Origin of the sequence: Bradyrhizobium erythrophlei (assembly GCF_900129425.1) — a bacterium.
Taxonomy (GTDB): Bacteria; Pseudomonadota; Alphaproteobacteria; order Rhizobiales; family Xanthobacteraceae; genus Bradyrhizobium; species Bradyrhizobium erythrophlei_C.
The window spans coordinates 707,093-730,848 of the sequence record NZ_LT670817.1; the positions used below are offsets into that span (position 1 = coordinate 707,093).

Here is a 23,756-nt window from a genome sequence, read left to right on the forward strand (position 1 = left end):
CGCCCCCTCGCGTTCAGCTTAAGTTCGGATTCGGGAACCTAACGCGGGGCTCCACGGTTAGTTACCGGAGGCGGGCCGTTACGGAGGATATTGAGATGTTTGCGCGAAAAGGAGTGTTTTCATTCATTGGCCGCACCGCCGCGATGGCGACCGTCGCGGCAGTCGCACTGACGGTAGTCGAGCCGTCGCTGGCGCTCGCCGGGCCCGTGCCATCAGGCAAGGGCCTGTCGGCCGCGACCAGCGTTACCACTGACATCAGCGCCCGCCGCCGGTCCTACCGTGGCGGCGGCGGCGGTGCAGCCGTAGCCGCTTTCGCCGGCATCGTGGGCACCGGCCTTGCGATCGCCGCGAGCCAGAACCGCGCGGCATATGCTTATGATGACGGTTATTATGGCGGCGGCCCCGGCTACTACGGCGGCGGCCCGGTCTACTACGGCGGTGGCCCCTATTACGGCGGATATGGCTATGGATCGAGCGTGCCCTATTTCCATGGTCATCCGAACGCCGGCTGGTAAATCCCGCCCCGTCATTGATTTGCCGGCGCCCCTTGTGTCGCCGGCAAATTTTTATGCCTGCGCGTTAACGCGCTGGCCATAGGTTTGGATTAGTTTTGGGCGATGAGTGATTCGCTCGAGCGGCTTTATCTGGCGGTGATCGCGGCCAAGGATCTCGATCCGGCAATTTCGCGAACCGCACGGCTGTTTCAGCGCGGCCCGGACAAGATGGCCAAAAAGCTGGCTGAGGAAGCCATCGAGGTCGTGATCGACGCCGTCAACGGCAATTCCGAGGCGGTGGTCCGCGAGAGTGCCGATCTTCTCTACAATCTCACCGTTTTATGGGCGTCGGCGGGCGTACGGCCCGAGGACGTGTGGCGCGAAATGGAGCGGCGCGAGCACATGCTCGGGATTGCCGAGAAGCTGCCAAAATCGGCCATGAAAATGCCCAAGGCGTCGTCGCCGCACGCCGCGCGGCGACCAATTGTCGCGCTCGAAGGCCGCGGCCTCCGCAAACGGCACTGAACCTCCTCCAAATTCCCCGCTCTCCCGGCATGGACAAATCCGCTCCATGGTGGTTCATCGCGCCATGCTGAGACGGATTTACGATTGGTGTATCGACGCTGCGCATAAACCATACGCGCTGTGGGTCATGGGCGCGGTCGCGTTCGCGGAGAGCTCGTTTTTTCCGGTGCCGCCGGACGTGATGCTGATCCCGATGTCGCTGGCGCGGCCGCAGCGGGCCTGGCTGTACGCCGCGATCTGCACCGCGACCTCGGTCGTGGGCGGCATGCTTGGCTATATGATCGGCGCGCTGCTCTACGATTCCATCGGACACTGGCTGATCGAATTTTACGGCCTTGGCGGCAAGGTCGAAGCCTTCCGCGAGTCCTACGCCCATTGGGGTGCCTGGATCATCATCGGCAAGGGCCTGACACCGATTCCCTACAAGCTCGTCACCATCACCTCGGGGTTTGCCGGCTACAACATCTGGCTGTTCGTGATGTGCTCTATCATTGCGCGGGGCGGCCGCTTCTTCGTGGTCGCCATCCTGCTCAACCGCTACGGTGAATGGATCCGCGTCAGGATCGAGAAGCATCTGGGGTTGTGGGTGGCGCTCGGCGCCGCCGTACTGGTGCTTGGTTTCTTTGTCGCATTTCGAATGATCTGAAGACGGCCCGCGAAAGGCTTTGCCGTTTCGCGGGCCGTCAGGTTACGCTGGATGTCATGCTTGATCGAGCCGGCCATCTGATCGCGCGGACGAGGGCGCATGTCGCGACCGCGGCTGCAGCGGTGTTGACGCTGATGGTTGTCACCGGCGCCGGTTGGTCGCAAGCAGCGCCGCCGTCACCCACGCTCGGTATCCAGGACCCGGCCCAGCCAGCGGTACCGGACCGGCCGCCGCCTCAGCAAGGAGAGCCCGCATCCTCACCTCCTGCGCCGGCGCGCGAAGAGAACCCGGGCTTGCTCCACGAAATGGGCAAGCTGTTCGAGAAGTCCCTGTCGATTTTGCCGCCGCTCAAGAGCCCGGGCGACACCATCGACGATTTTAACGCACGCGCCAGGGATGCCGGCGACACCTTGTCGCGTCTGGCCACGCCATCCTCCATGGTGTCGGGCCGCATGATATGTGCGGTTTCGGCTGGCGGCGCGCCGGACTGCAAGGTCGGCGCCGACCGGCTCTGCCAGAGCAAAGGTTTCAAGGAAGGCAAGAGCCTCACGGTCGATTCCGCGGAAAAATGCTCCGCGAAGGTGTTGATTCCCGGCCGGACCCGAAAACCCGACGACTGCCGGACTGACAATTACGTGACTCGAGCGCTGTGCCAGTAACGCGGGATCGGGCTGACGCTGCCGACGTGTCGCGGGCGCAATTGCCTTGTTGGTATGATGTCTGGCATCTTTGGGGCCATGCCTGACGCCGTCCCCTGAACAAGCCAAAGGATGCTGCCAAATGTCCATGCCTGCCTTGTTTCGGGGCCGTCTGTCGATTCCCGTGATCGGTGCGCCGCTGTTCATTATTTCCGTGCCGGATCTGGTGATCGCGCAGTGCAAGGCGGGGATCGTCGGATCGTTTCCGGCGCTCAACGCCCGTCCGCCTGATCTGCTCGACGAGTGGCTGGCGCGGATCAAGCAGGAACTTGCCGCGCACGACATGGCGCATCCCGACCGGCTTTCGGCGCCGTTCGCGGTAAACCAGATCGTGCATCGATCGAACAACCGGCTCGAACAGGATCTGGCGCTGTGCGAGAAGCACAAGGTGCCGATCATCATCACATCGCTCGGCGCACGCGAGGAACTCAATCAGGCTGCGCATCGCTGGGGCGGCATCGTTTTTCACGACGTGATCAACCAGAGATTTGCGCACAAGGCGATCGAGAAGGGCGCGGACGGCCTGATCCTGGTATCCGCCGGCGCCGGCGGCCATGCCGGCGAGATATCGCCGTTCGCCTTCGTGGCGGAAACCAGGCAATGGTTCGGCGGGCCGATCGCATTGTCGGGCGCGATCGGCAACGGCCGCGCGATCCGCGCGGCGCGGATGCTCGGCGCCGACTTTGCCTATATCGGCTCGGCCTTCATCGCCACCACCGAAGCCAACGCGGTGGAAGGCTACAAGCGGATGATCACCACCTCGACCGCCGAAGACATCGTCTATTCCAACCTGTTCACGGGCGTGCACGGCAATTACCTGAAGCCGTCGATCGTCGCGGCCGGCATGGATCCCGACAACCTTCCGGAGTCGGATGCGTCAAAGATGAGTTTCGGTACCGACGCGTCGGGGGAGCGCGCCAAGCCAAAAGCCTGGAAGGAAATCTGGGGCAGCGGCCAGGGCGTCGGCAGCGTCGGCAAGATCCTGCCCGCCGCCGAATTGATCGCGCGGTTCAAACAGGAATACGACGACGCGGTCGATCTGCCGCTGTGACCAGGACATGACGTCGTGTCCCGGACGCGGCGCAGCGTTCTTCACGCTGCTCCGCAGAGCCGGGACCCACGTTGACGCACACAAGGATGGACCCCGGATCAGCTGCGCACCACGCCGCAAGCGCGGCGCGTTGCGCGGCATCCGGGGAACGTAACCCCGAAAATGGAATAAACAGATGGGCGCCATCTATCGCGTCGACGGCAAGCACGTCGTCACCAGTCCCGATGCGGCCGGTCCCTGGGACCCGCGCATGCAGCACGGCTCGGCGCCGGCGGCTTTGGTGGTCTGGGGCGCCGAAGCGATCCCGACGCGAGAGCCGATGCAAATCGCGCGCGTCACTATCGACCTGATGCGCCCGGTGCCGGTGGCGCCGCTGACGCTCGAGACCGAGGTGCTGCGCGAGGGGCGAAAGATCCAGCTTTGCGCGGTCAGGCTGCGCGCCGGGGACGTCGTTGTGGTCGGCGCGACAATCCTCAAGGTCAAGACCCGGGCGCTGCCCTTGCCGTCGGAGGTAGGGGATCAGCCGGTCGAATTTCCCGGACCGGATGAGGCGCGCGAAGAGCAGCCGGATTTTTCCGGCAGTCCTTTTGTATCGGGTATTTCGATGCGCGCCGCCCGCGGCCGCTTCGGCGTGCCCGGTTCCGGTGCGATCTGGTATCGGGTCGACCGGCCGCTGGTCGAGGGTTCGCCGGTTTCGCAGGCCATGCGGGCCGTGGTTGCCGCGGATTTCTGCAACGGCACCTCCGCCGTGCTTGATTTCCGGGAGTGGACTTTCATCAATGCCGACCTCACGGTCAGTTTTGCCCGTCCGCCGACAGGTGAGTGGATTTTGCTCGATGCGGAATCCTGGATCGGTCCCGATGGCACGGGCCTCGCCATGGCGCGGCTGGCGGACATCAGGGGCTATTTCGGCCGCGCCGTCCAAAGCCTCGTCATCGAGAGGCGATAAGCGGCGGGCGGCCGCTTGGCCCAATGGGCGCTCCCCAAAATAGTTCCATTTGCAGGGAACCGCAGGATGCCCCAGCGGTTTAAAGCCGGTTAGGGGATCGTATGAATTCAGTTGAATCAATCGCCGGAAAGGCGAAGACCGGTATCTGGGGGCTTGACGACATCCTGTCGGGTGGGTTTTCGCGTGGGCACGTATTCCTCGTTGAGGGCGCGCCCGGGACCGGCAAGACCACCATTGCGCTGCAATTCCTGATGGAGGGCGCGCGGGCCGGCGAGAAATGTCTCTACATCACCCTGTCCGAGACCGACCAGGAACTGCGCGACGGCGCGGCCTCCCATGGCTGGACGCTGGACGAGCGCGTTGAAGTGTTCGAATTGCTGCCGCCGGAGAGTTTGCTCGATGCCGAACAGCAGCAGAGCCTGCTTTATTCGTCGGATCTCGAACTCGGCGAGACCACCAAGCAGGTGTTCGAAGCGGTGGAACGCGCGCGGCCGAGCCGGGTGGTGCTCGACAGTCTCTCCGAGATCAGGCTGCTGGCGCAAAGTTCGCTGCGATACCGCCGGCAGATTCTGGCGATCAAGCACTATTTCGCGAAATTCGGCACGACGGTGATGCTGCTTGACGATTTGACGACCGAGCTCGCCGACAAAACCGTGCATAGCGTCGCCCATGGCGTGCTGCGGCTTGAAGAACTGGCGCCGGCCTACGGCGCCGAGCGGCGGCGCGCGCGCATCATCAAATATCGCGGCGTCAAGTTTCGCGGCGGCTATCATGATGTGACCATCACGACCGGCGGCTTGAACGTGTTTCCGCGCCTGGTGGCGTCTGAACATCGCAGCAACTTTGTGCGAACGACGATGTCCAGCGGCATCGCCGAGCTCGACAGACTCCTCGGTGGCGGCATCGAGGCCGGATCGAGCACGCTGATTCTGGGACCGGCGGGCACAGGGAAGTCTCTTTCGGCGATCGTCTTCATCGCCGCCGCGATCCAGCGTGGCGAAAAGGCGGCGCTGTTCGTGTTCGACGAGGAACTCGGCCTTTTGTTCGCGCGCATGAAGGGCCTCGGCATCGATCTCGAGGAGATGCAGCGCGGCGGCAACCTCTTCATCGACCAGGTCGACGCCGCGGAGTTGTCGCCCGGCGAATTCGCTCATCGCGTCCGCCAGCGGGTCGATGAAGATCATATCAAGACCGTGGTGATCGACAGCCTCAACGGCTATCAGGCGGCGATGCCCGAGGAAAATTCGCTGATCCTGCACATGCACGAATTGCTGCAATACCTGAATCGGCGGGGTGCGGCGACATTCATGACGGTGGCGCAGCACGGGCTGGTTGGCGACATGAAAGCCCCGGTGGATGTAACCTATCTCGCCGACACCGTGATCCTGCTGCGCTATTTCGAGGCGCTGGGCAACGTGCGGCGCGCGATGTCGATCATCAAGAAACGTACCGGAATGCACGAATCGACGATTCGCGAGTACCGCATCGACAGCCGCGGTCTCACCATCGGCGAGCCGCTTGACGGCTTCCATGGAATATTGCGGGGCGTTCCGATCTATATCGGCGGGGGCCAGCCGTTGCTGCAGGAGCAAGGTGCGTGAGGCCGGGTGCATCCTCCGAGCGTGCCGTCATTCTCGCTCCGACCGGACGCGACGCCACGGTCGCCGCGGCGCTGATCAAGGAAGCCGGTTTCTACGCCAACATCTGCACTGATCTCGCCGCTCTGCTGCACGAGATCGAAGGCGGCGCGGGCTTGGCGGTGATCGCCGATGAGGCGATCAAGACCGCGGATTTGCGCGGCCTGGTGCGCTGGCTGAACGATCAGCCGTCATGGTCCGATTTCCCGATCGTGCTGTTGACGCATCAGGGCGGCGGTCCCGAGCGCAATCCCGATGCGGTGCGGCTCGGGCAGGTGCTCGGCAACGTCACCTTCATCGAGCGTCCGTTCCATCCCACCACGCTGGTGAGCGTTGTCGGCTCCGCGGTCCGGGGCCGCCGCCGCCAGTACCAGACCCGCGCCATTCTCGCGGATCTCACCGAAAGCGAAGACCTGCTGCAGACCGCGCTCAACGCCGGCCATCTCGGCGCGCTGGAATTGCATCTGCCGGAGTTTGAGCTCGAAGCGTCAGACACCTGCCGGGCGTTTTTCGGCCGCAAGCCGGGCGAACCGTTTTCGTATCAGGATCTGCTGGCGGCGGTTCATCCCGACGATCGCGCCAGGCGCATGGAGGTGGTGGAGCAGACCATCAAGACCGGCCAGGACTACAGCATCGAATACCGCAATATCTGGCCGGACGGATCGCAGCATTGGGTCGATGTCCGGGCGCGCGCGGTTCGCAGGCCTGACGGCAGCATCAAATCGCTGGTCGGCGTTTCCTCCGATATCACCGCGCGCAAGGTCGCGGAAATCGAACGCGAGAGTTTGCTGGCGCAACTGGCCGCCGAGCGCACCGCGCTGGCGGAATTGACGGCGACGCTCGAACAGCGGGTCGAGCAGCGTACCGCCGATCTGATGAAGGAAGTCGCTGCGCGCGAAAAGGCCCAGGAGCAATTGCGCCAGGCGCAGAAGATGGAGACCATCGGCCAGCTCACCGGCGGCGTTGCGCATGATTTCAACAATCTGCTGATGGCGGTGATGGGCAATCTCGACCTGCTGCGTAAACGGCTTCCCAACGATCCGCGCCTGCATCGCCTGATCGACGGCGCCTTGCAGGGCGCCGAGCGTGGCGCGTCGCTGACCCAGCGCCTGCTGGCGTTCGCGCGGCAGCAGGATCTGCGGGCGGTGCCGATGGATTTGCGGGGCCTGATCCAGGGCATGATCGATCTTCTGGAACGATCGCTGGGACCGCGCATCGCGCTGCGGCTCGAACTTCCGGAAGGGCTGCCGCCGGCGCGCGTCGATGCCAATCAGCTCGAGCTCGCGGTACTCAATCTCGCCATCAACGCGCGCGACGCGATGCCCGACGGCGGTTCGATCGAGATCCGGCTTGCCGAACACCAGGCCAGCGGCGATCCAGTGCTGAAATCCGGCCGCTACCTGAAACTGTCTGTCATCGATACCGGCAAGGGCATGACGCCGGAGATCCTCAAGCGGGCGATCGAGCCGTTCTTCTCATCGAAGCCGCTCGGCAAGGGCACCGGCCTCGGCCTGTCGATGGTGCACGGGCTTGCGGTGCAACTCGGCGGAGCGCTGCAGTTGTCGAGCACGGTCGGAAAGGGCACCACGGCAACGCTGCTGTTGCCGGTCGCCACCGCCGTGCCGGAAGCCGAAATCCCGGCGCAGACGTTGCAAAAGGTCAACCGCTCCGCGGTGATCCTGTTCGTCGACGACGATCCGCTGATCGCGATGTCGACCACCGAAATGCTGGAAGATCTCGGCCACCACGTGATCGGCGCCAGCTCCGGCCTGCATGCGCTCGATATCCTCAAGAGCGAGCAGCCGCTCGACCTGATGATGACCGATCATGTGATGCCGGGCATGACCGGTGTCGAACTGGCGGCGGCCTCGCGCGCGGTGCGGCCGTCGCTGCCGATCCTACTTGCGACCGGCTATGCCGAACTGCCCGACGGCGCCCAGCTCGACCTGCCGCGGCTGGCGAAACCCTATCACCAGGACCAGCTGCGCGACCGGCTCGATCAATTGCTCGGGGCTTGATCGTGTCCCGGATGCTGCGCAGCGCCGCCTTCGGCGTGACGCGCTGCTGATCCGGGACACAGGTCTGCCCGTTCGCGATATCGGCAGCTTCCAGCCTTAACCCGCCATTAACCAAACTCGCCCCTACAATGACGTCCGAGGCCGCCACCGCCGGCGCGGCGGGTTGGGCCGAAGACCGCCATCGAAGGGAAGCGACATGGATTTCGAGACCCTCTTTGCAAAAACGCCCGCAACACTCGACGAGATCAGGGCCCGGGTCGCCTACGCGCTCGACCGCCATCCGCTGTGCCGCAGCGTGCAATTCGACATCGTCAGCATGCCGCGCTCCAGCAAGGGCGGTAACTGGACCATCAGCCTGCGCTCGGTCACGCCGGACGCGTTGTGGGAAGCGTCCGATATCGTCGCCGATATCCAGGACGCCTACGACCTCTCCGATCTTTCGGTCGCGGCCTGATTTGGCCGCCAAATTCGCCGCCGCGGCACGGATAAGCCTTAATTAATTCCCAGTTTTCGGCGATGTGACGCTGGTCGTCGACCGAAACGGAGAGCTGCTTGACGAGAGCGATCACCATTGCCGCGCTGACCTGTTTCCTCGTGGTCGGTGCCACCGCCGCCAGCATTCTCGGCCGCGACAGCGTTCCCACGGTCGGATCGGAACCGGCTTCCCCCATCGTGCAAGCCGCCGTCTCGAACAAGGCAGACAAGAAGGACAGGCTGGCGGTCGTGGCGTTTGCGCTGGCATCATACGAGCCGCCGCAAGCCGCCGTATCGACCGAGCCGCTGCGGCAGGCCTTTGCATCGAGCCCGCCCGCCGACACCGAGGCGCCGAAGATCGAAGCGCCTGCGGCGCCGAAGCCGGTGGCTGTGCACAAGCCGCAGCCGCAAAAATCCTACGCGCTGCTCAGCGATGCGCAGATCGCCGGCATCAAGGAGCGCCTGAAACTTTCCTCCGACCAGGAATATTACTGGCCGGCGGTGGAAACCGCGCTGCGCGCGGTGGCCCGCAAGATCCACGCCACGCGTCAGGCGGATCCGAAGGCAACGGGTATGCCGATCGATCCCGATGCCGCGGAAGTCCAGCAGCTGAAATCGGCGGCGATGCCACTCTTGTTCCAACTGCGCGAGGATCAAAAGCAGGAAGTGCGCACGCTCGCCCGCCTGATCGGGCTGGAGAAGGTGGCCGCTCAGATCTGAGCGACGCGCCCCGCGCCCGGCCGGCGCATCGTCGTTTGAATTTTTCCGTCCTGCAAGTTGATCGCCGGGAATGAGACGACGGCGTTCGTCTGAATAAGGTGGTCCGGCGTCCGGTTTCGCTTCTACCGAGCAGCGGAACATCGAAGCACGTTGGGCGTTTTCAGCCGAAAGGGAGCTCAACATGCGCGTCTCGACGGCTTATTTTTGCAGGAGCGGGAACCATCATCGTTGCGATCGTCGCCGGCCTCGGCGGCGGTCTGCTGATGGCGGATATCATGGGCGCCAAGTCGCCCAAGCCGGGAACCGAGATGACCCGGCTGGAGCGGCGCATGTCGCCGGAGCCGATCAAAGCGGCCGAGGCGCCCGCGGAGCCGGTCCGGTATCTGGCCGCTGCGCCGCCTGCGCCGGCCGCAGATGTTGCGGCGCCGCCCGCGCAAGCTCAGCCGCAGATAGAGGCCGCCAATTCCGCGCCGAATGCGGCGCAACCGGCTGACAGCTCAGCGGCTATCCCGCCCGCGAGGCCCGCACCTCAAGTCGCCGCTGCACCGGTGGCCCAGCCGGCGGCGCCGGAAAAAACCGCCAAGCCCGACGACGCCTTCGCCAGGGCGCGGGACGCCGACATCAAGCGGGCGGAGGCCAGGCGCAGGGCCGAGCGCCGCCAGCAATGGGCCGAGAGGCGCCGGCAGAGGCAGCAGGAAATCAAAGCGGTCGAGGAAAACGTCAGGGAGGACGCTGCCGAGCCGAGGCAGGAGCCTGCGGTTGAGCCGGTGAGAATGGAGATGCCTCAGATCCGTCTGTTCGGTCCGGACTGAAATCCCGGTTCCGGTCTGGAGCGCGCACTGCAAACTCCTGTTTCTTTTCCCCGCGCGATTTTCGACGCTGATCGACCATAAAGAATTGAGCGCGCCGCCACCGGGCCGGGTGTGCGGGGCGATCGGGTCGTTCACGACCCTCCGCTCCGACATCCAAACGAAATTTGTCGGCACACACTGAACCGGCGAATGATCCTTGAACCGGATCCGGACCGACGCGACCAACAAAAATCGAGTTAGGTCCAGGCCGTCGAGCGCGCAGATGCGCGTTTCGATCGTAAGTCAAGCTGTCGGTTCACAAAGCCTGTCAATCGGACCAAAAAATTTTATTAAAGCGATCGATAAATCGCGAGCCTTCATTGATGCGGTGCGCATCCGATCGGCGTAAGATGCACAAGTATGAGGATTCGTATTGACAATTTGCAGTTGTAAGATTTAGCTCTACCTTAAATGGCGTCCGGAGATTTTTTCCGGATGCCTGGGTGGCTTTGACAACACAATTTTTCTGTTTCGCCTTCTACAGCAGGTTGCAAAATAAATATCACGAAAGTGTCTGCTGACTGGCTCTATACTCCACTGGCCCGAGAGGGGGATGTCGACCATGCGCCATAGCCGTCTGTTCGCCGTTGGTATCGCAACCGCGGTTGTCCTTATCGCGCTGGCTCGCTTGTCGGCGCCGTCGTCGGCTCAAACGGCTGCAAAGCCAACAGCCTTTCAAAGCAAGGCGCCCGGCCTGAAATGCGATACCAATCCCAAGACCATCGCCACCGATCCGTTCAAGGGAAGCTTGGTCGGCCGGGGCGTCCCCCCGGGGATCATCCCTGTCAATGACAAGGACAGCATTCTGAATTCGGGTCTGCCGTGTCAGGAGAGCGTGAGCACGGGTGGACAGGAGACGATTGCGCTGGACAATCTGCAGCGCGGCTTCGATTTCTATTCGTGGCGCACTTTCATCGCCCTGAACTCGCCGGCCGACGGAAAAAGCATCGAACAATCGCAGGCGGATACACCAACGCGATGGGAGGATATGGACAGCTTCAAGCAGCTTCTCGACGTCATGTTGCCTGCCGATATGGGGCCGCCGAAATGGCCTGCCGATCGAGCGGAGATGGAAGCCGAGAAGGTGAGGTTGCTGCCGCCGGCCTGCCGCGCCCAGTACAAGCCCGGCACGATGGTCGTCAAAATGATCGAGGAGAGTTACAACGAGCCGTTCAAGACCGGTCCATTGATCGATCAGCAGGGACATTATGCGATTTTCGACATCCTGATGAACCGGCAGATGTTCGACTACATCCGGGACCATCATTTATACAGCAAAGAGGGACAGCAGGACCCAACCAATTTCGGCCTGGCGGTCGATTTTCCGGTCGGTCAAAATCCCAAAGAGGGAAAGCCGGCGCAAGACGGAAAGCCGGAGCAAAAGGCGGTGGTCGCCGATACCGGGGCTTTTATGCTCAAGGTTTCCTGGAAGATTCTGGGACCTGACGACATCAAGGCCAGAAACTTCCACATGGTGAACGCCCTGGTTTCCATGCCGAAGTCCGAGGATCCAAACGCGCCGCCGCCTCCATGCCTGCGCGAGACCCTGGGGTTGATCGGCTTTCATGCCGTGCACAAGACCGCAAGCCGACCGCAGTGGATCTGGACCTCGTTCGAGCACAAAAACAACGTGCCGGATCGAACCGAAGTCACCAATCGTGACTTCCATGGCCCCTATAATTTCTTTGACGTCAATTGCGGGGATAAGTGTGCGGAGGAAAATGCGACGCCGCCACGGCAGTTCTGGCAACCCGATCCGGCGCTTCAGTTGAAGTTCAAGGATGCCACGTTCAAGAGCCAGATCGTTCGCGAAGTCCCGCTGACCGATGCAGCCAAGAACATGAACAGCATTTTTCACAGCATGCTGAAGGGTACGGTATGGGACAATTACATGCTGATCAGCACCCAATGGCCGAGCGTATTTGGATGCACGGCATTGCACTCGCAAGCTGCGGCCGTGCCGTCGCCCGACACCGACTTCCTGAAGCAGCCGGATATGAATTGTTCGCCGGCGCCGACTTATCTGGCGAACTCCACGCTCGAAACCTACAGCCAGGGAAAGATTCCTCTGGCGTCATCGAGTTGTATTGGCTGCCACGGCAACGCGGTCAGCTTTCAGCCCGGCGCGTCGAACCCACAGCCTGGTGAAGTACGTCTCAATCAATCGGACTTCACGTTCATGCTGGAAAAGGCGCCAGGCAAGCCGGAGAAGAAGGCGGAGACGAAGTAAAACAGACTTGGAAGTAAAAATAGATTTGCCTGGCCGATACAGGTGCAACACGGATCTGGAATGATTGGGGGCAATATGAGCACGTCACCGCATCACGGGCGCAATCGAATTGCGCGAAGCGCGACGGACGATGAACAGGCCGGCGAAGTCTCCCGGCGCACTATGCTCGTCGGCGCGGTGGCCACGACCGCGGTGGCGGCCGTCGGTGCCAGCGACATGGCAGCCTATGCGCACACCGCAAATCCGGATTTGCGCGAAGACATGATGGCCTTCCTGGTGCTTTCCGCGGCGCTTACGGGAATTCATGTGATCAATCTGGCCCCCGAATTCTCGCAAAGGGACCCGAATGACAGTACAAAGTTGCTGCCGATATTGGAAGCAGATCCTGGCATCGACCCGATCAACGTCAAGAACGATTACTTCAACTGGGTCAATGTCAGCGACGCCGCGACGTTCGAAAAACTGCTGCAGATTGCCAAGGACCATCGCCAGTCGGCGCCCGAAATCATCAGCCAAGCAAATGCCAACGACGATACGAAGTATATGGCGCGCAGCATCGTTTTGCTGTGGTATCTCGGCTCCTGGTACAAACCGCAGGATTTGAAAAAATTTTCCGCGCCCGGCGCTCCTCTTGAACCGATCCCCTCCCAGGTCGTTTCGGCGAAGGCTTATACCCAGGGATTGGTCTGGCAAATCGCGCAAGCCCACCCGATGGGCTACAGCAACCTGCAGTTCGGTTACTGGTCGCGGGAGCCGGTCGATCCAAACGACAAGAACTCTCCCCTTGGTTTCATCACCGCAACGATTCCCTGAGGGAGCCCAATCATGGCCGCCAATAATTGCATGACATGCGACGTTGCGATCGTCGGGTCCGGTTTTGCCGGATCCTTGATCGCCAATGAACTGCGCAAGAAGGGCATCACGGTCGTTATCCTCGAGGCCGGGCCGGGCGTCCCGCCGAATATTAATAAGTACATGAAGACGTTCTACGAGGCCAACGCCAAGGTGCCGGAGAGCCCCTATCCTCCGGATCTGTTCGGTGAACCGGCAAAAATGGCGGCCGGCAGGCCGACGTCGCTGATGCTGGGCGCGAGCTGGAATGATCCCAAACAGAGTTATCTCGTTCAAAAGGGGCCGCGGCCCTTCACCAGCACCTACGACCGTGTTGCCGGCGGCACGTCGCATTGGCTCGGCACTTCCCTGAGGTTTGTGCCTTCGGATTTCACCATGAAATCGAGCCATGGAAAGGACACGAAAGACTTTCCGTTCCCGGATTGGCCGGAAGACACTACCTCTGAAACAATGAGCAAGTGGTACGGCCTGGCGGAGGCCGAGCTCGGCGTTTCGGCGGATATGGAAGAACAAAAATACCTCGGCATCCATTTCCCGGATAAATACACTTACCCGATGCCGAGGATTCCAGGGTCGCTGCTCGATCAACGCGTCGGCGAAGCACTCGCGAAATTGACCGAGGACGAGACCAAGTTTCTCGGAATGGACCAACCCGTCACCGGGATCAAGGTGAGAAGCCTGCCGGCGGCGCGCAATTCCCAGCCATATCGAAATCGGCGCGCTTGCGCCGGCAACACCAATTGCATTCCGATCTGCCCGATCCAGGCCAAATATGACCCGACCATTACCTTGAACGATGCGACCGACCGGGGCGCGAAACTCATCGACCATGCGGTCGCCAGCGAAGTCATCGTCGAAAACGGGCGCGTCGGCCAGATCAATTATATCACCTACAAGGAAGAGAACGGACCGAAGACCGGAGAAGGATGCGTCAAGGCTAAAATTTTCGTCATCGCTGCAAACGCCATCGAGACGCCACGGCTGCTGCTGATGTCGAAGAACGACGGCCGAACCCCCAACGGCGTGGCGAACAGCAGCGACATGGTCGGACGCCACCTGATGGACCATCCGTATTATCTCGGCTGGGCGTTGCTGCCGCAGACCGCAAAGCCGGTATTCCCCTATCGCGGTCCACTGATCACCTCGGGAATCGGCGACCTCTGCGACGGAGCATTTCGCGCCAAGCGCGCGGCATTCCGGGTCGACATCGGCAATGAAGGCTGGAACTTCGTGGTTGCCGGCCTCAAATTCGGCGGCGATCCCCACGTCACGACCATCGATTTCGTCAATGGAATGAACTCGAGCGGCATAAATACCAAGGAATTCAGCCAACTCGGCGACGAAAAATCTGCCCTGTTCGGCGCTGACCTCGCCAACAAAATGAACAGTCTGACTACACGACAGTTCCGGATCGGCTTTCTGGTCGAGCAAGATCCGGATCCGAACAACCGGGTGACGCTGTCGTCGGAATTCACGGATGGCCTGGGGCTGCCGCGTCCGGAAATATCCTACAATCTTTCGGATTACACGAGACAGGGAATCGTCGCCGCCTATCGCATGCGAAAACTTCTCTTCGACAAGCTGGGTGCGACGGATTTCACCCATCGACTGCCCGATGCTTCAGGCGACAGTCCGGGCCGTTTCGAGGAGATGATCGATGGCAAGCCTGTCACGCTGACCTATGGCGGCGCCGGTCATATCATGGGGACCTACCGGATGGGTAAGGACTCAAAGACGTCGGTGGTCGACTCGAACCAGCGTTCCCATGATCACAATAACCTGTATCTGGTCGGAAGCGGTACCTTTCCAACCGGCGCCACCGCCAATCCGACGCTGACGCTTTCCGCGCTGGCGCTGCGAACCGCGGACAACATCGCGACTAACCTCAGATCGCGCGGTTAAGGATGACGTTACGGGCGGGGGCAGACATGAAGCGCACGGAGCGAAACCGGACTTTACTGATCGCGGCTTCGGTCGTCGTGTCGCTTGCGACCGCTCCGGGCCTCGCACTCGCCGCTCCCGCCGATTGCCCGGCTCCGGTGCCGAACCATATTCCCGAGCCGCCGCCGGGTACGCTCAATGTCGGCACCATCAAGACTCTGCTGCGCGACTATCACGACAAGTACTACAATGACGACCTCGCGGCGGTGTTCGACGCGGCGCGAAAACTTGTCGAGCAGCGGGCCAGCCAGTCGAAGCGGCCGGCGCTGGTGCTCGATATCGATGAGACGTCGCTGACCAACTGGCCGAATCTGGCGGCCGACGATTTCGGTTTCGTCGCCGGCGGCTCCTGCGACGTGCTGCCGGCGGGCCCGTGCGGTTTCAACCGGTGGATCCTCAAGTCCAGCGCCGAAGCGATCGAGCCGGCGCGAAAGCTGTTCGAAGCGGCAAAGGCGAGCGGCGTCGCGGTGATTTTCATTACCGGCCGCCCGGACAGCCAGCGGGACGCGACCATCATCAATCTCGATCACGCCGGATATGACGGCTGGACCGAGCTGAGAACGCGCCCCGACCGCGACAATTTCCCCACTGTGCAGGCCTACAAAACGGCGGAGCGGATCAAGGTCGAGGCCGAGGGCTACACCATCATCGCCAATGCCGGGGATCAGATGAGCGACATCGATGGCGAGCATGGCGGCTGCACCTTCAAGGTGCCCAACCCGTTCTACTTCATTCCGTAACAGGCACTGATTTGCCCGTCAGGCTCGCTCCGCGATTTCGTGTCCAGCCCCTTTTGAAAAAATATTCTGTTTTTCCGAAGACACAAATCACTTTATATCCTCTGCCATCCCGTCCCGATCAGAGGGGCGTTGGCCATCGTCGTGAACGTTGGGGCGGGTTGCGGTGGACGCGGCAGCGTCGGGTGTGCAAGGGATCGCAGGGCGGGCTTCACGGCCCGTGAGCGACGACCGGCATGCTGACGAACGATGTTGCTCGCGGACGGCGAAGACGTGTGGTCCTGACGCCTCGACGCCGGCGTCAAGTTTGCGGAAGGCAAGTCGGCCCGACCGGGCGCGGACGAGCCAGGTTTCCGCAGATGACGGTGACAAGAAAGCCGATCACCGGGGAGAGCGCGGTATAAGCCGTAAAACCATTGCGTGCGGGAATGTCGGGTGATTTCCGATGGCTCGCTGTGAATACTCGTGTGCATACTTACTACCCCATGCGCACACGAGGCTGCGGGTGCATCGGGCGCCCGGCATTCCCCACGCCCTCTGTTTTCAGGGCGGAGATTGATTGCAAACCTCGGACGCATCGCGCCGCGGGAACGCGAACTCATATCTGCAGTTGGCGGTTTAAAATTGAATAGATGAGAAGCCATGCGACAAAGCTTCTGGTGCCCCTGGCCGGAATCGAACCAGCACTCCTTGCGGAACTCGATTTTGAGTCGAGCGCGTCTACCAATTCCGCCACAGGGGCCTTCGGACGCTCGCCGGAGCGAGGTCGCGAAGCCGGCGGAATATAGCGGGCGGCACCTTGGGGTCAACCCGATAGGTTCGTCGCGCGGAGGCCGATGGTCCGAACGGCTGCCGGGCCGCTCGCATGGCAAGCGCCTGGATGCACCGGGCAATGGCGATGACCCGGCTGCGTCCCGTCAAACCTGGCAAAACACCCCAGCGTGATCGCGTTCGCCTCGACAGCGCGCGGCGCGCGGGATAGGACGCTCTGCCACAGGAGATCAACGTGACGCTCGACAGCACTGCCTCCCGGTCGCACGCGCGCGGCGACGCCAATCCCGCGCTGATGGCGGCGCTGGCCATCACCGTCATTGCCGCGGCGACGCTGGCGGGGGCGTGGTTTTTGCAGCTGGTCGACGGTATCCAGCCCTGTCCGCTCTGCCTCGAGCAGCGCTATGCCTATTACCTCGCCGTGCCGCTCGCCGTATTGACCGCGCTCGCCGCGGCGAGGCATGCCCCGCGCTCCGTGCTGTATGTGGGCCTTGGGATCCTCGCGCTGGCGACGCTCGGCAATGCCGGGTTGGGGGCCTATCACGCCGGCGTCGAATGGCAGTTCTGGCAGGGGCCGACCGATTGCACCGGCCCGGTCGGCAATCTCGGCAGCGCCGGCAACCTGCTGGAGCGCCTCGATACCGTGAAGGTGGTCCGCTGCGACGAAGTGCAGTGGCGCTTTCTCGGCCTGTCGCTGGCCGGCTACAACGTGCTGATCTCGCTGCTGATGGCAGCGATCGCGGCATGGGGCATCGCGCGGACCGGGCGCAGGTCCTCATGGTGAGGAGGCGGTGAGAAGGCGCGTTTGCGCCGTCTCGAACCATGGGCCAGCGCATTGGATGAGGGTTTGGCGTGCCCCGGACGCTGCGCAGCGCGAAGCGGTGCGCTGCTGATCCGGGGTCGATGATGAACCCGTAGCCGTGGGTCCCGGCTCTGCGGAGCAGCGTGAAGAACGCTGCACCGCGTCCGGGACACGAGACACATTGCTTCACGCCTTCTCAGGAAGAGGTGTTGCGAGCCTAATCGTCCACATCTTCCTGCGGGCGTCCGAACAGGTGCACAATGCCCGGGGTCGCGATGGTGACAAAGACAAAACGCGACAGATGATGGGCGCCGACAAAGATCGGGTCGATGTGCAGCGTCAGCGCCAGTGCCAGCATGGCATCCATCGCGCCCGGCGCGAACGCGACGATGACGTCGCCGAACCGCACATGGGTGGTCAGCGCGATCACTGCGACGAACACCGCGGAGATGATGATGGCGACAGCGAACGAGCCCAGCGCCGCATTGACATGGCTGAGCAGGATTTTGGGCTTCATCCGCGCGAAGCGCGAGCCGATCAGCGAACCGATCCCGATCAGCGCCACCCCTCGCACCCAGGGCGGCAGGCCGCCCTCGACCAGTCCGGCGCCGTGCAGCACGCTCGAGCCGATCATCGCGCCGAACATCCAGCTCGCCGGAAATTTGATCAGCCGCAGCAGCAGCGCCGCCGCCACCGATGCCGCGATCAGTTCGGCCAGTTCGAGCGGCGAGGCGATGGCGAACGCGGCCATCGGCGGCGACGACGGGGCGATCCCGGTCAGCGCCAGCAGCATCGGCAGCGCCGCGGTGAGAATGATCACGCGCATGGTCTGCACCACGGCGATCGCCGATACGTCCGCGCCCTTCTCGATCGCGAGCATGGTGATCTGCGACAGCGCGCCGGGGCTTCCGGCCAGAAACGCCGAGGTCTGGTCCCAGCCGTGGACGCGCTGCAGATAGAGGCTGCTGCCGAATGTCGCGCAGAACGTCGCCAGCGCCAAGAGCGCAATGGTCAGGGGATAGGCGCCGACATGCTGCAGCAATTGCCGCGATGCCAGCGAGCCCAGCGATATCCCGAGCAGCACCAGCACCGTCTGGGTCAGGATCGCAGGCACGGCCAGCGGCCGCCCTGCGATCGCGGCGGCGCCCACCGCGATCATGGCGCCGGAGATCAGCCCGCCCGGAAGATGTCCCCACAAAAACAGCCCGCCGCCCGCGGCGCCGATGACCAGCGTTTCGAGCACGTTGAGGGTTCGGGTGCGGCTGGGGAGAGCAAAAGCCGCCGATGCAGGGATCAAGGTCACGCCGCGTTTATGGCAAATCCGCCCATTAGACACAAATGCGTCAACGCAACCGAGCAATGCGCGTCGCTTTGTTCTCTACCCGACCGCAGAGGGAGGGATGGAGGGAGGGACAGCGACAGAAAGCCACAGCCTGCAAATTAATTCGCCCCCCTGTCGGATCGCGCCGACCTTGTGCGTCCTTGGATTGTGCATCACCAATTCCTCTGGAAATGAGAGGGCGATTGGGGAGGAGATAAGATAGCGTTGCGCTTGCCCGGCTGGCAATTTGATAGATACGGAGATTTTTCATGGTTGAGATCATTGCCATCGCCGCAATCGTGCTGGCGGTCGCGGTCGCGATCGTGCTGGCCCTCGCCGCGACCAAGCCGGCTAGCTTCAGCGTCCGCCGCGCGGCTTTGGTCAAGGCGGCGCCGGAGAAAATCTTCTCCCTGATCAACGACTTTCATCAGTGGGGATCGTGGTCCCCTTACGAACACAAGGATCCCGCGATGAAACGCAGCTATAGCGGAGCGGCAGCCGGCCGGGGCGCGGTGTATGCGTGGGACGGCAACAACAATGTCGGCTCCGGCCGCATGGAAATCCTGGACAGCTCGGCGCCTTCCAAAATCGTCATCAAGCTCGATTTCTTCAGGCCGTTCGAGGGCCACAACACCGCCGAGTTCACAATGCTGCCGCAGGGCGGTGCCACCCATGCGACAACCGACGTGACAACCAACGTGACCTGGCTCATGCACGGCCCCGCGCCCTTCATGTCCAGGCTGATGCAGGTGTTCATGAACATCGACCATATGATCGGCAAGGATTTCGAAATCGGTCTCGCCAACCTGAAGAGGCTCACCGAGCAATGAACCGGCGATCCAAACTGATCGTGTCCCGGACCCGGTGCAGCGCTCTTGGCGGTGCACCGCAGTGCCGGGACCCATGAAGTAATAATATAAGTATAGACCGCTGATGCGGCGTATCGCTCAAGCGCTGCGCTGCATCGGGGGCACGTCGAGACGCTGTGTGTAACAACACCACCAAGGAGCAAGCGATGAAGGTCAATCCCTATCTGATGTACAACGGCAATTGCGAAGCGGCGTTCAAGTTCTACGAAAAGGCGCTTGGCGGCAAGATCGAGATGATGCTGACGCATGAGAGCGCGCCGGAGTCGATGCCGACGCCGCCGGAATGGAAGAAGAAGATCATGCACGCCAGGATGTCGATCGACGGCGAGGTGATCATGGCCTCCGATGCGCCGCCCGGCCACTTCCACAAGCCGCAGGGGTTTTCGGTGTCGTTGCAGGTCCAGGATCCCGCCGAGGCCGAACGCAAGTTCAAGGCGCTATCGCAGGGCGGCAACGTCAACATGGCGTTCGGCAAGACCTTCTTCTCCAAGGGGTTCGGTATGTGCGTCGACCAGTTCGGCATCCCCTGGATGGTCAACTCCCCGATGGAAGGGTGATGATCGCGCCCTAACGGCACGACGGATAGATCGCCGACAGCTCGCGGCCGCGCAGCAGCAATAGCCGCGAGGTCAATCCGCCGTGGCGGCGAATCCAGCCCCGCACCGGCGCCGGATAAGCCTCCAGCACCAGTTCGGATGCCTCCGGTTCGGCATACATCCGGCCGCGCGGATCGACCGACCGCGCGGCATGAAATCCCAGGATTGCGCGGGGGGTCACGCAGATGCGGTTGTTCGGCACCATGCTCAGCACCAGCGTACAGGCCGACAGGCACGGGCCGTCGATTACGACGCGTTCCCCTGACTCGCGCACGCCCTCGAACAGATCGAGGAACGGACCGACCTGTCCGCCCGGACTGGCGAGGATGCGAACCTCGGCGCGGGCAGGCGGCGCGGCGAGGGCGCACAGCATCGTCGCGAGCAAAATTGTTCTGGCGAAAGCTGTCCGCATTTCGAACACTCCTTCGATCAGGATCACAATGAGCTAGGTAATGGTGACGTAGGAAATGGTGACGCGCGAGGCAAGGTTCCGGTGCGGGGGAGATGGAATGTTAACCGTTCCGCCGCTCGCCGCGCAGGGTCGGCAATCCGACGCCGGCGGCCTCGAAGCCGCCGTCGACGGCGAGGATCTGTCCGGTGATATAGCTGGCGCGGTCGCTGCACAGAAAGAACACCGCCTCGGCCAGTTCCTCTTCGAGGCCGTAGCGGTTGAGCGGAATGGCGTCGTGATAGTCGGCGCGGATTTCCGGGGTGTGCACGGCTTTGGCCATCGCGGTCTCGACCGGGCCGGGCGCGACGCCGTTGACGCGAATGCCGAGCGACGCCAGTTCGACGGCGAGCTGCTTTGTCAAGTGCGCGAGCCCGGCCTTGCTGGTGCCGTAGGCCGAGCGCAACGTCGAGGCGCGCACCGCCGAAATCGAAGTGATGTTGACGATCGCGCCGCCGCCATGTTCGCGCATCAGGGGCGCGGCGGCCTTGGTGCAAAGGAACGGCCCGGTGAGGTTGACCGCCAGCACGCGACTCCAGTCGTCGTCGGAGGTCTCCAAGAGCGGCGCAAATACCGCGATGCCGGCATTATTGACCAGCGCGTCGAGCCGCCCGAACCGCCGCTCGATTTCGGCGACCGCGGCTGCGACCGCCTTGGCATCCGAGACGTCGCAATGCAGCCCGAGTACATTGCCGGGAGCGGCCAGCGCCTCCACGCTTTTCCACAACAGCTCGCCCTCGATGTCGAGCAGCGCCACGCGCCAGCCCTCGGCGAGAAAGCGTTTTGCGACCGCAAGCCCGATACCGCGCGCGGCGCCGGTCACCAGCGCGACTTTTTGCGGGGAGGGGGTAGCAGCAGTCATGATCGGTCCTCTTGCGAATTGATGAACGGAGCGCTCCTATACCCCATCACGTCTTGCCTTTGCTCGCCACCACCCTCTCATACGCGGCCTGCAACGTTTCACCCGCGCTCCGCCGTATGCATCACCCGATACCCGCCCGCAACATAAGGAGACCGCATGTCGCTCACGCTGCATTACCACCCCTTGTCTTCGTTTTGCTGGAAGGCGCTGATCGCCCTGTACGAGAACGACACGCCCTTCGAGCCGCGCCTGGTCGACCTCGGCAACGAGACGGAGCGCGCGGCGCTGCTGAAGCTGTGGCCGATCGGCAAGTTTCCAGTCCTGAGGGACGACGCAAAGGATCGCACCATTCCGGAGTCCAGTATCATTATCGAATATCTCGACAGTTATTATCCGGGCCGCACCCGATTCATCCCCGCGGACGCGAAGTTGGCGTTGCAGACGCGGCTGCGCGACCGTTTCTACGATCTCTACGTGCACCTGTCTGTCCAGAAGATCGTCGGCGACCGGTTGCGGCCGCAAGGCAAAAAAGACCCGCACGGGGTGGAAGAAGCCAAGGCGCGGATAGAGTCCTGCTACGGCATGATCGACAAGGAGGTCGCCGCGAAAACCTGGGCGATGGGCGAAGCTTTCAGCCTTGCCGATTGTGCTGCGTCGCCCGCGCTTTTTTACGCCAGCAAGGTGATGCCGTTCGGCGACACCCACAAAAACGTCATGGCTTATTTCGATCGCCTGAAGGCGCGGCCTTCCTTCGCGCGTGTGATCAAGGAAGCGGAGCCCTATTTTGCCATGTTCCCGCAGGAGACGTGACATGAGCGGAAGCAAAGCCGACATCGTCCGCGCCCTCTTTGCCGCGTATCTCGCGAATGACCGCAAGGCCGTCGAGGATGCACTGACGGGCGATTTCCGCTTCACCAGTCCGTATGACGATGAAATCGACAAACCGACCTATTTCGCGCGGTGCTGGCGCGACACCGAATGGATCGTGCGGCACGAACTCGAAAAGATATTCGTCGAAGGCGACGGCGCCTTTGTCACCTACAAATGCGTGGCCAGGGACGGGAAGAGCTTTCGAAACACCGAGTTTTTCAGCTTCGCGGGCGACAAGATCAGGCGCATCGACGTCTATTTCGGCGCCACCTATGAGAATGGCGCGTTCGTAAAACACAATTACCTCCGAAATAATTCCGCAGGATCTGTCGGTGCCGCAAAATCCCATTCGTCCTGTTGACGAGCGGCTGGTGCGCCGCCGGCCTGTCGAAATGAAACCTAACGGAGCATGACGATGCGATTCATGGTGATTGTGAAGGCTGACAAGAACAGCGAAGCCGGCGTCATGCCGAGCACGGAATTGCTGGCGGCAATGGGCAAGTTCAATGAGGAAATGGTGAAGGCCGGCGTCATGCAGGCAGGCGAAGGCCTGCATCCGAGTTCGAAAGGTGCGCGCCTCAAATATTCCGGCAAGGAACGCTCTGTCACGAAAGGTCCCTTCAGCGGGGCCGGCGATCTTGTCGCAGGCTTCTGGCTGATTCAGGTGAAATCGCTGGACGAGGCGATCGAATGGATGAAACGCGCGCCATTCGACGGCGGCTCTGAAATCGAAATTCGGCAGGTCTTCGATGCGGAAGATTTTGGCGAGGCGCTCACGCCCGAACTGCGTGAGCAGGAAGTGCGCCTCCGCGCGCATGCCGCCAAGAAATAGGCTGTCATTCCGGGACACGCGTCGTCGCGTGGACCCGGAATCTCGAGATTGCGGGTTCGCGTTTCACGCGCCCCGGAATGACGGTTACCAAACGAAAAGGACAACACCATGCGATTCATGATGCTGATGATCCCCGGAGGTTACGAGAGCGCGGCGCCGGGCACGATGCCGCCCGCGGACGCGGTCGCCGCGATGATGAAATACAACGAGGCGCTGAAAGCGGCCGGCGTGCTGATCACGCTCGATGGGTTGCATCCGCCGTCGATGGGCGCGCGGGTGTCGTTCGCAGGTGGAAAGCCGGTGGTGACCGACGGTCCCTTCACCGAGTCGAAAGAGGTGCTCGGCGGCTACTGGATGATCGAGGTGAAGTCCCGGGAGGACGCGATCGCCTGGGCGAAGCGCTGCCCGGCCTCGAACAACGAGGTCATCGAAATTCGTCAGGTGCAGGAAATGTCGGATTTTCCCGCCGACGTTCAGGAAGCCGCGGCCGGATTCACTGAATTACAGGGAAACTCGGGGCGTTAGCGTCCAGCCGAACGCCAGGCTTGCGTCGGTAGTGACC

The 23,756-nt window shown here is 62.4% G+C and carries 25 protein-coding genes and 1 tRNA gene; 22 read left to right on the forward strand and 4 right to left on the reverse strand.

Going from position 1 to position 23,756, the window contains the following annotated elements:
* Positions 1–95: 95 nt before the first annotated feature.
* The 15 genes from B5527_RS03435 (at position 96) to B5527_RS03505 (ending at position 15,826) form a co-directional block, all read left to right on the forward strand.
* Positions 96–515 carry a hypothetical protein gene (locus B5527_RS03435; protein WP_079600027.1) on the forward strand — a complete coding sequence of 140 codons (420 nt, stop codon included), beginning with the start codon at positions 96–98 and terminating at the stop codon, positions 513–515.
* A 102-nt stretch (positions 516–617) separates the two neighbouring features.
* Positions 618–1,019 (forward strand): phosphoribosyl-ATP diphosphatase, encoded by a 402-nt coding sequence (gene hisE, locus B5527_RS03440; protein WP_079600028.1) that lies wholly within the window; start codon positions 618–620, stop codon positions 1,017–1,019.
* A gap of 46 nt (positions 1,020–1,065) precedes the next feature.
* Positions 1,066–1,665, forward strand: coding sequence for a YqaA family protein (locus B5527_RS03445; RefSeq protein ID WP_079600029.1), 600 nt, complete (start codon positions 1,066–1,068; stop codon positions 1,663–1,665).
* A gap of 56 nt (positions 1,666–1,721) precedes the next feature.
* On the forward strand, positions 1,722–2,324 hold the full coding sequence (locus B5527_RS03450) for a hypothetical protein (protein ID WP_079600030.1): 603 nt from the start codon (positions 1,722–1,724) through the stop codon (positions 2,322–2,324).
* A gap of 121 nt (positions 2,325–2,445) precedes the next feature.
* Positions 2,446–3,414, forward strand: coding sequence for an NAD(P)H-dependent flavin oxidoreductase (locus B5527_RS03455; protein ID WP_079600031.1), 969 nt, complete (start codon positions 2,446–2,448; stop codon positions 3,412–3,414).
* Between the two features lie 175 nt (positions 3,415–3,589).
* The gene (locus B5527_RS03460) at positions 3,590–4,363 is read left to right on the forward strand and encodes a thioesterase family protein (protein WP_079600032.1); all 774 of its coding nucleotides are present in this window, start codon (positions 3,590–3,592) and stop codon (positions 4,361–4,363) included.
* A 101-nt stretch (positions 4,364–4,464) separates the two neighbouring features.
* Entirely contained in the window at positions 4,465–5,964 is a 1,500-nt protein-coding gene (locus B5527_RS03465; RefSeq protein WP_079600033.1) for an ATPase domain-containing protein, read from the forward strand.
* Positions 5,961–8,018, forward strand: a complete 2,058-nt coding sequence (locus tag B5527_RS03470; RefSeq protein WP_079600034.1) for an ATP-binding protein — start codon at positions 5,961–5,963, stop codon at positions 8,016–8,018. Before B5527_RS03465 ends, B5527_RS03470 begins: the two co-directional genes overlap by 4 nt.
* A gap of 196 nt (positions 8,019–8,214) precedes the next feature.
* Positions 8,215–8,472 (forward strand): hypothetical protein, encoded by a 258-nt coding sequence (locus tag B5527_RS03475; protein ID WP_079600035.1) that lies wholly within the window; start codon positions 8,215–8,217, stop codon positions 8,470–8,472.
* 98 nt (positions 8,473–8,570) lie between these two features.
* On the forward strand, positions 8,571–9,212 hold the full coding sequence (locus B5527_RS03480; protein ID WP_079600036.1) for a hypothetical protein: 642 nt from the start codon (positions 8,571–8,573) through the stop codon (positions 9,210–9,212).
* Between the two features lie 263 nt (positions 9,213–9,475).
* Positions 9,476–10,024, forward strand: a complete 549-nt coding sequence (locus tag B5527_RS03485; protein ID WP_245332817.1) for a hypothetical protein — start codon at positions 9,476–9,478, stop codon at positions 10,022–10,024.
* Positions 10,025–10,616: 592 nt separating this feature from the next.
* Positions 10,617–12,293 (forward strand): hypothetical protein, encoded by a 1,677-nt coding sequence (locus B5527_RS03490; protein ID WP_079600037.1) that lies wholly within the window; start codon positions 10,617–10,619, stop codon positions 12,291–12,293.
* Between the two features lie 264 nt (positions 12,294–12,557).
* Positions 12,558–13,106: a hypothetical protein gene (locus tag B5527_RS03495; protein WP_154071991.1), complete on the forward strand. Its 549-nt coding sequence runs from the start codon at positions 12,558–12,560 to the stop codon at positions 13,104–13,106.
* A 12-nt stretch (positions 13,107–13,118) separates the two neighbouring features.
* Positions 13,119–15,047, forward strand: a complete 1,929-nt coding sequence (locus tag B5527_RS03500; RefSeq protein WP_079600039.1) for a GMC family oxidoreductase — start codon at positions 13,119–13,121, stop codon at positions 15,045–15,047.
* A 26-nt stretch (positions 15,048–15,073) separates the two neighbouring features.
* Positions 15,074–15,826 (forward strand): HAD family acid phosphatase, encoded by a 753-nt coding sequence (locus B5527_RS03505; RefSeq protein ID WP_172842473.1) that lies wholly within the window; start codon positions 15,074–15,076, stop codon positions 15,824–15,826.
* Positions 15,827–16,480: 654 nt separating this feature from the next.
* On the opposite strand, the gene B5527_RS03510 is transcribed toward B5527_RS03505, so the two are convergent.
* Positions 16,481–16,565 (reverse strand) — tRNA-Leu (locus B5527_RS03510).
* 264 nt (positions 16,566–16,829) lie between these two features.
* Here B5527_RS03510 and B5527_RS03515 point away from each other — a divergent pair.
* The gene (locus tag B5527_RS03515) at positions 16,830–17,378 is read left to right on the forward strand and encodes a disulfide bond formation protein B (protein WP_425305059.1); all 549 of its coding nucleotides are present in this window, start codon (positions 16,830–16,832) and stop codon (positions 17,376–17,378) included.
* A 235-nt stretch (positions 17,379–17,613) separates the two neighbouring features.
* Here B5527_RS03515 and B5527_RS03520 read toward each other — a convergent pair whose 3' ends face one another.
* Positions 17,614–18,699 (reverse strand): AbrB family transcriptional regulator, encoded by a 1,086-nt coding sequence (locus B5527_RS03520; RefSeq protein ID WP_079600041.1) that lies wholly within the window; start codon positions 18,697–18,699, stop codon positions 17,614–17,616.
* 287 nt (positions 18,700–18,986) lie between these two features.
* Between B5527_RS03520 and B5527_RS03525 the strand changes: the two genes are divergently transcribed.
* Both B5527_RS03525 and B5527_RS03530 read left to right on the forward strand, forming a co-directional pair.
* Entirely contained in the window at positions 18,987–19,547 is a 561-nt protein-coding gene (locus tag B5527_RS03525) for an SRPBCC family protein (RefSeq protein WP_079600042.1), read from the forward strand.
* Between the two features lie 185 nt (positions 19,548–19,732).
* Complete coding sequence (locus B5527_RS03530) at positions 19,733–20,143, forward strand: VOC family protein (RefSeq protein ID WP_079607036.1); 411 nt, start codon at positions 19,733–19,735, stop codon at positions 20,141–20,143.
* Positions 20,144–20,153: 10 nt separating this feature from the next.
* On the opposite strand, the gene B5527_RS03535 is transcribed toward B5527_RS03530, so the two are convergent.
* A complete protein-coding gene (locus B5527_RS03535; RefSeq protein ID WP_079607037.1) occupies positions 20,154–20,594 on the reverse strand; it encodes a hypothetical protein in 441 nt (146 codons plus the stop codon).
* A gap of 100 nt (positions 20,595–20,694) precedes the next feature.
* Positions 20,695–21,492 (reverse strand): SDR family NAD(P)-dependent oxidoreductase, encoded by a 798-nt coding sequence (locus B5527_RS03540; RefSeq protein WP_079600043.1) that lies wholly within the window; start codon positions 21,490–21,492, stop codon positions 20,695–20,697.
* A gap of 156 nt (positions 21,493–21,648) precedes the next feature.
* On the opposite strand from B5527_RS03540, the gene B5527_RS03545 reads away from it, so the two are divergent.
* From B5527_RS03545 to B5527_RS03560, 4 genes are all read left to right on the forward strand, one after another.
* The gene (locus tag B5527_RS03545; RefSeq protein WP_079600044.1) at positions 21,649–22,302 is read left to right on the forward strand and encodes a glutathione S-transferase family protein; all 654 of its coding nucleotides are present in this window, start codon (positions 21,649–21,651) and stop codon (positions 22,300–22,302) included.
* A 1-nt stretch (position 22,303) separates the two neighbouring features.
* The gene (locus tag B5527_RS03550; protein ID WP_079600045.1) at positions 22,304–22,723 is read left to right on the forward strand and encodes a nuclear transport factor 2 family protein; all 420 of its coding nucleotides are present in this window, start codon (positions 22,304–22,306) and stop codon (positions 22,721–22,723) included.
* Positions 22,724–22,777: 54 nt separating this feature from the next.
* Entirely contained in the window at positions 22,778–23,194 is a 417-nt protein-coding gene (locus tag B5527_RS03555; protein ID WP_079607038.1) for a YciI family protein, read from the forward strand.
* Positions 23,195–23,302: 108 nt separating this feature from the next.
* A complete protein-coding gene (locus B5527_RS03560) occupies positions 23,303–23,719 on the forward strand; it encodes a YciI family protein (protein WP_079600046.1) in 417 nt (138 codons plus the stop codon).
* Positions 23,720–23,756: the final 37 nt, after the last annotated feature.

What these genes read in the sequence shown, in the direction of transcription:
- B5527_RS03435 (WP_079600027.1), top strand. Translation starts at nt 96, where the DNA reads ATGTTTGCGCGAAAAGGAGTGTTTTCATTCATTGGCCGCACCGCCGCG.
- hisE (WP_079600028.1), top strand. Translation starts at nt 618, where the DNA reads ATGAGTGATTCGCTCGAGCGGCTTTATCTGGCGGTGATCGCGGCCAAG.
- B5527_RS03445 (WP_079600029.1), top strand. Translation starts at nt 1,066, where the DNA reads ATGGTGGTTCATCGCGCCATGCTGAGACGGATTTACGATTGGTGTATC.
- B5527_RS03450 (WP_079600030.1), top strand. Translation starts at nt 1,722, where the DNA reads ATGCTTGATCGAGCCGGCCATCTGATCGCGCGGACGAGGGCGCATGTC.
- B5527_RS03455 (WP_079600031.1), top strand. Translation starts at nt 2,446, where the DNA reads ATGTCCATGCCTGCCTTGTTTCGGGGCCGTCTGTCGATTCCCGTGATC.
- B5527_RS03460 (WP_079600032.1), top strand. Translation starts at nt 3,590, where the DNA reads ATGGGCGCCATCTATCGCGTCGACGGCAAGCACGTCGTCACCAGTCCC.
- B5527_RS03465 (WP_079600033.1), top strand. Translation starts at nt 4,465, where the DNA reads ATGAATTCAGTTGAATCAATCGCCGGAAAGGCGAAGACCGGTATCTGG.
- B5527_RS03475 (WP_079600035.1), top strand. Translation starts at nt 8,215, where the DNA reads ATGGATTTCGAGACCCTCTTTGCAAAAACGCCCGCAACACTCGACGAG.
- B5527_RS03485 (WP_245332817.1), top strand. Translation starts at nt 9,476, where the DNA reads ATGGCGGATATCATGGGCGCCAAGTCGCCCAAGCCGGGAACCGAGATG.
- B5527_RS03490 (WP_079600037.1), top strand. Translation starts at nt 10,617, where the DNA reads ATGTCGACCATGCGCCATAGCCGTCTGTTCGCCGTTGGTATCGCAACC.
- B5527_RS03495 (WP_154071991.1), top strand. Translation starts at nt 12,558, where the DNA reads ATGGCCTTCCTGGTGCTTTCCGCGGCGCTTACGGGAATTCATGTGATC.
- B5527_RS03500 (WP_079600039.1), top strand. Translation starts at nt 13,119, where the DNA reads ATGGCCGCCAATAATTGCATGACATGCGACGTTGCGATCGTCGGGTCC.
- B5527_RS03505 (WP_172842473.1), top strand. Translation starts at nt 15,074, where the DNA reads ATGAAGCGCACGGAGCGAAACCGGACTTTACTGATCGCGGCTTCGGTC.
- B5527_RS03525 (WP_079600042.1), top strand. Translation starts at nt 18,987, where the DNA reads ATGGTTGAGATCATTGCCATCGCCGCAATCGTGCTGGCGGTCGCGGTC.
- B5527_RS03530 (WP_079607036.1), top strand. Translation starts at nt 19,733, where the DNA reads ATGAAGGTCAATCCCTATCTGATGTACAACGGCAATTGCGAAGCGGCG.
- B5527_RS03535 (WP_079607037.1), bottom strand. Translation starts at nt 20,594, where the DNA reads ATGCGGACAGCTTTCGCCAGAACAATTTTGCTCGCGACGATGCTGTGC.
- B5527_RS03540 (WP_079600043.1), bottom strand. Translation starts at nt 21,492, where the DNA reads ATGACTGCTGCTACCCCCTCCCCGCAAAAAGTCGCGCTGGTGACCGGC.
- B5527_RS03545 (WP_079600044.1), top strand. Translation starts at nt 21,649, where the DNA reads ATGTCGCTCACGCTGCATTACCACCCCTTGTCTTCGTTTTGCTGGAAG.
- B5527_RS03550 (WP_079600045.1), top strand. Translation starts at nt 22,304, where the DNA reads ATGAGCGGAAGCAAAGCCGACATCGTCCGCGCCCTCTTTGCCGCGTAT.
- B5527_RS03555 (WP_079607038.1), top strand. Translation starts at nt 22,778, where the DNA reads ATGCGATTCATGGTGATTGTGAAGGCTGACAAGAACAGCGAAGCCGGC.
- B5527_RS03560 (WP_079600046.1), top strand. Translation starts at nt 23,303, where the DNA reads ATGCGATTCATGATGCTGATGATCCCCGGAGGTTACGAGAGCGCGGCG.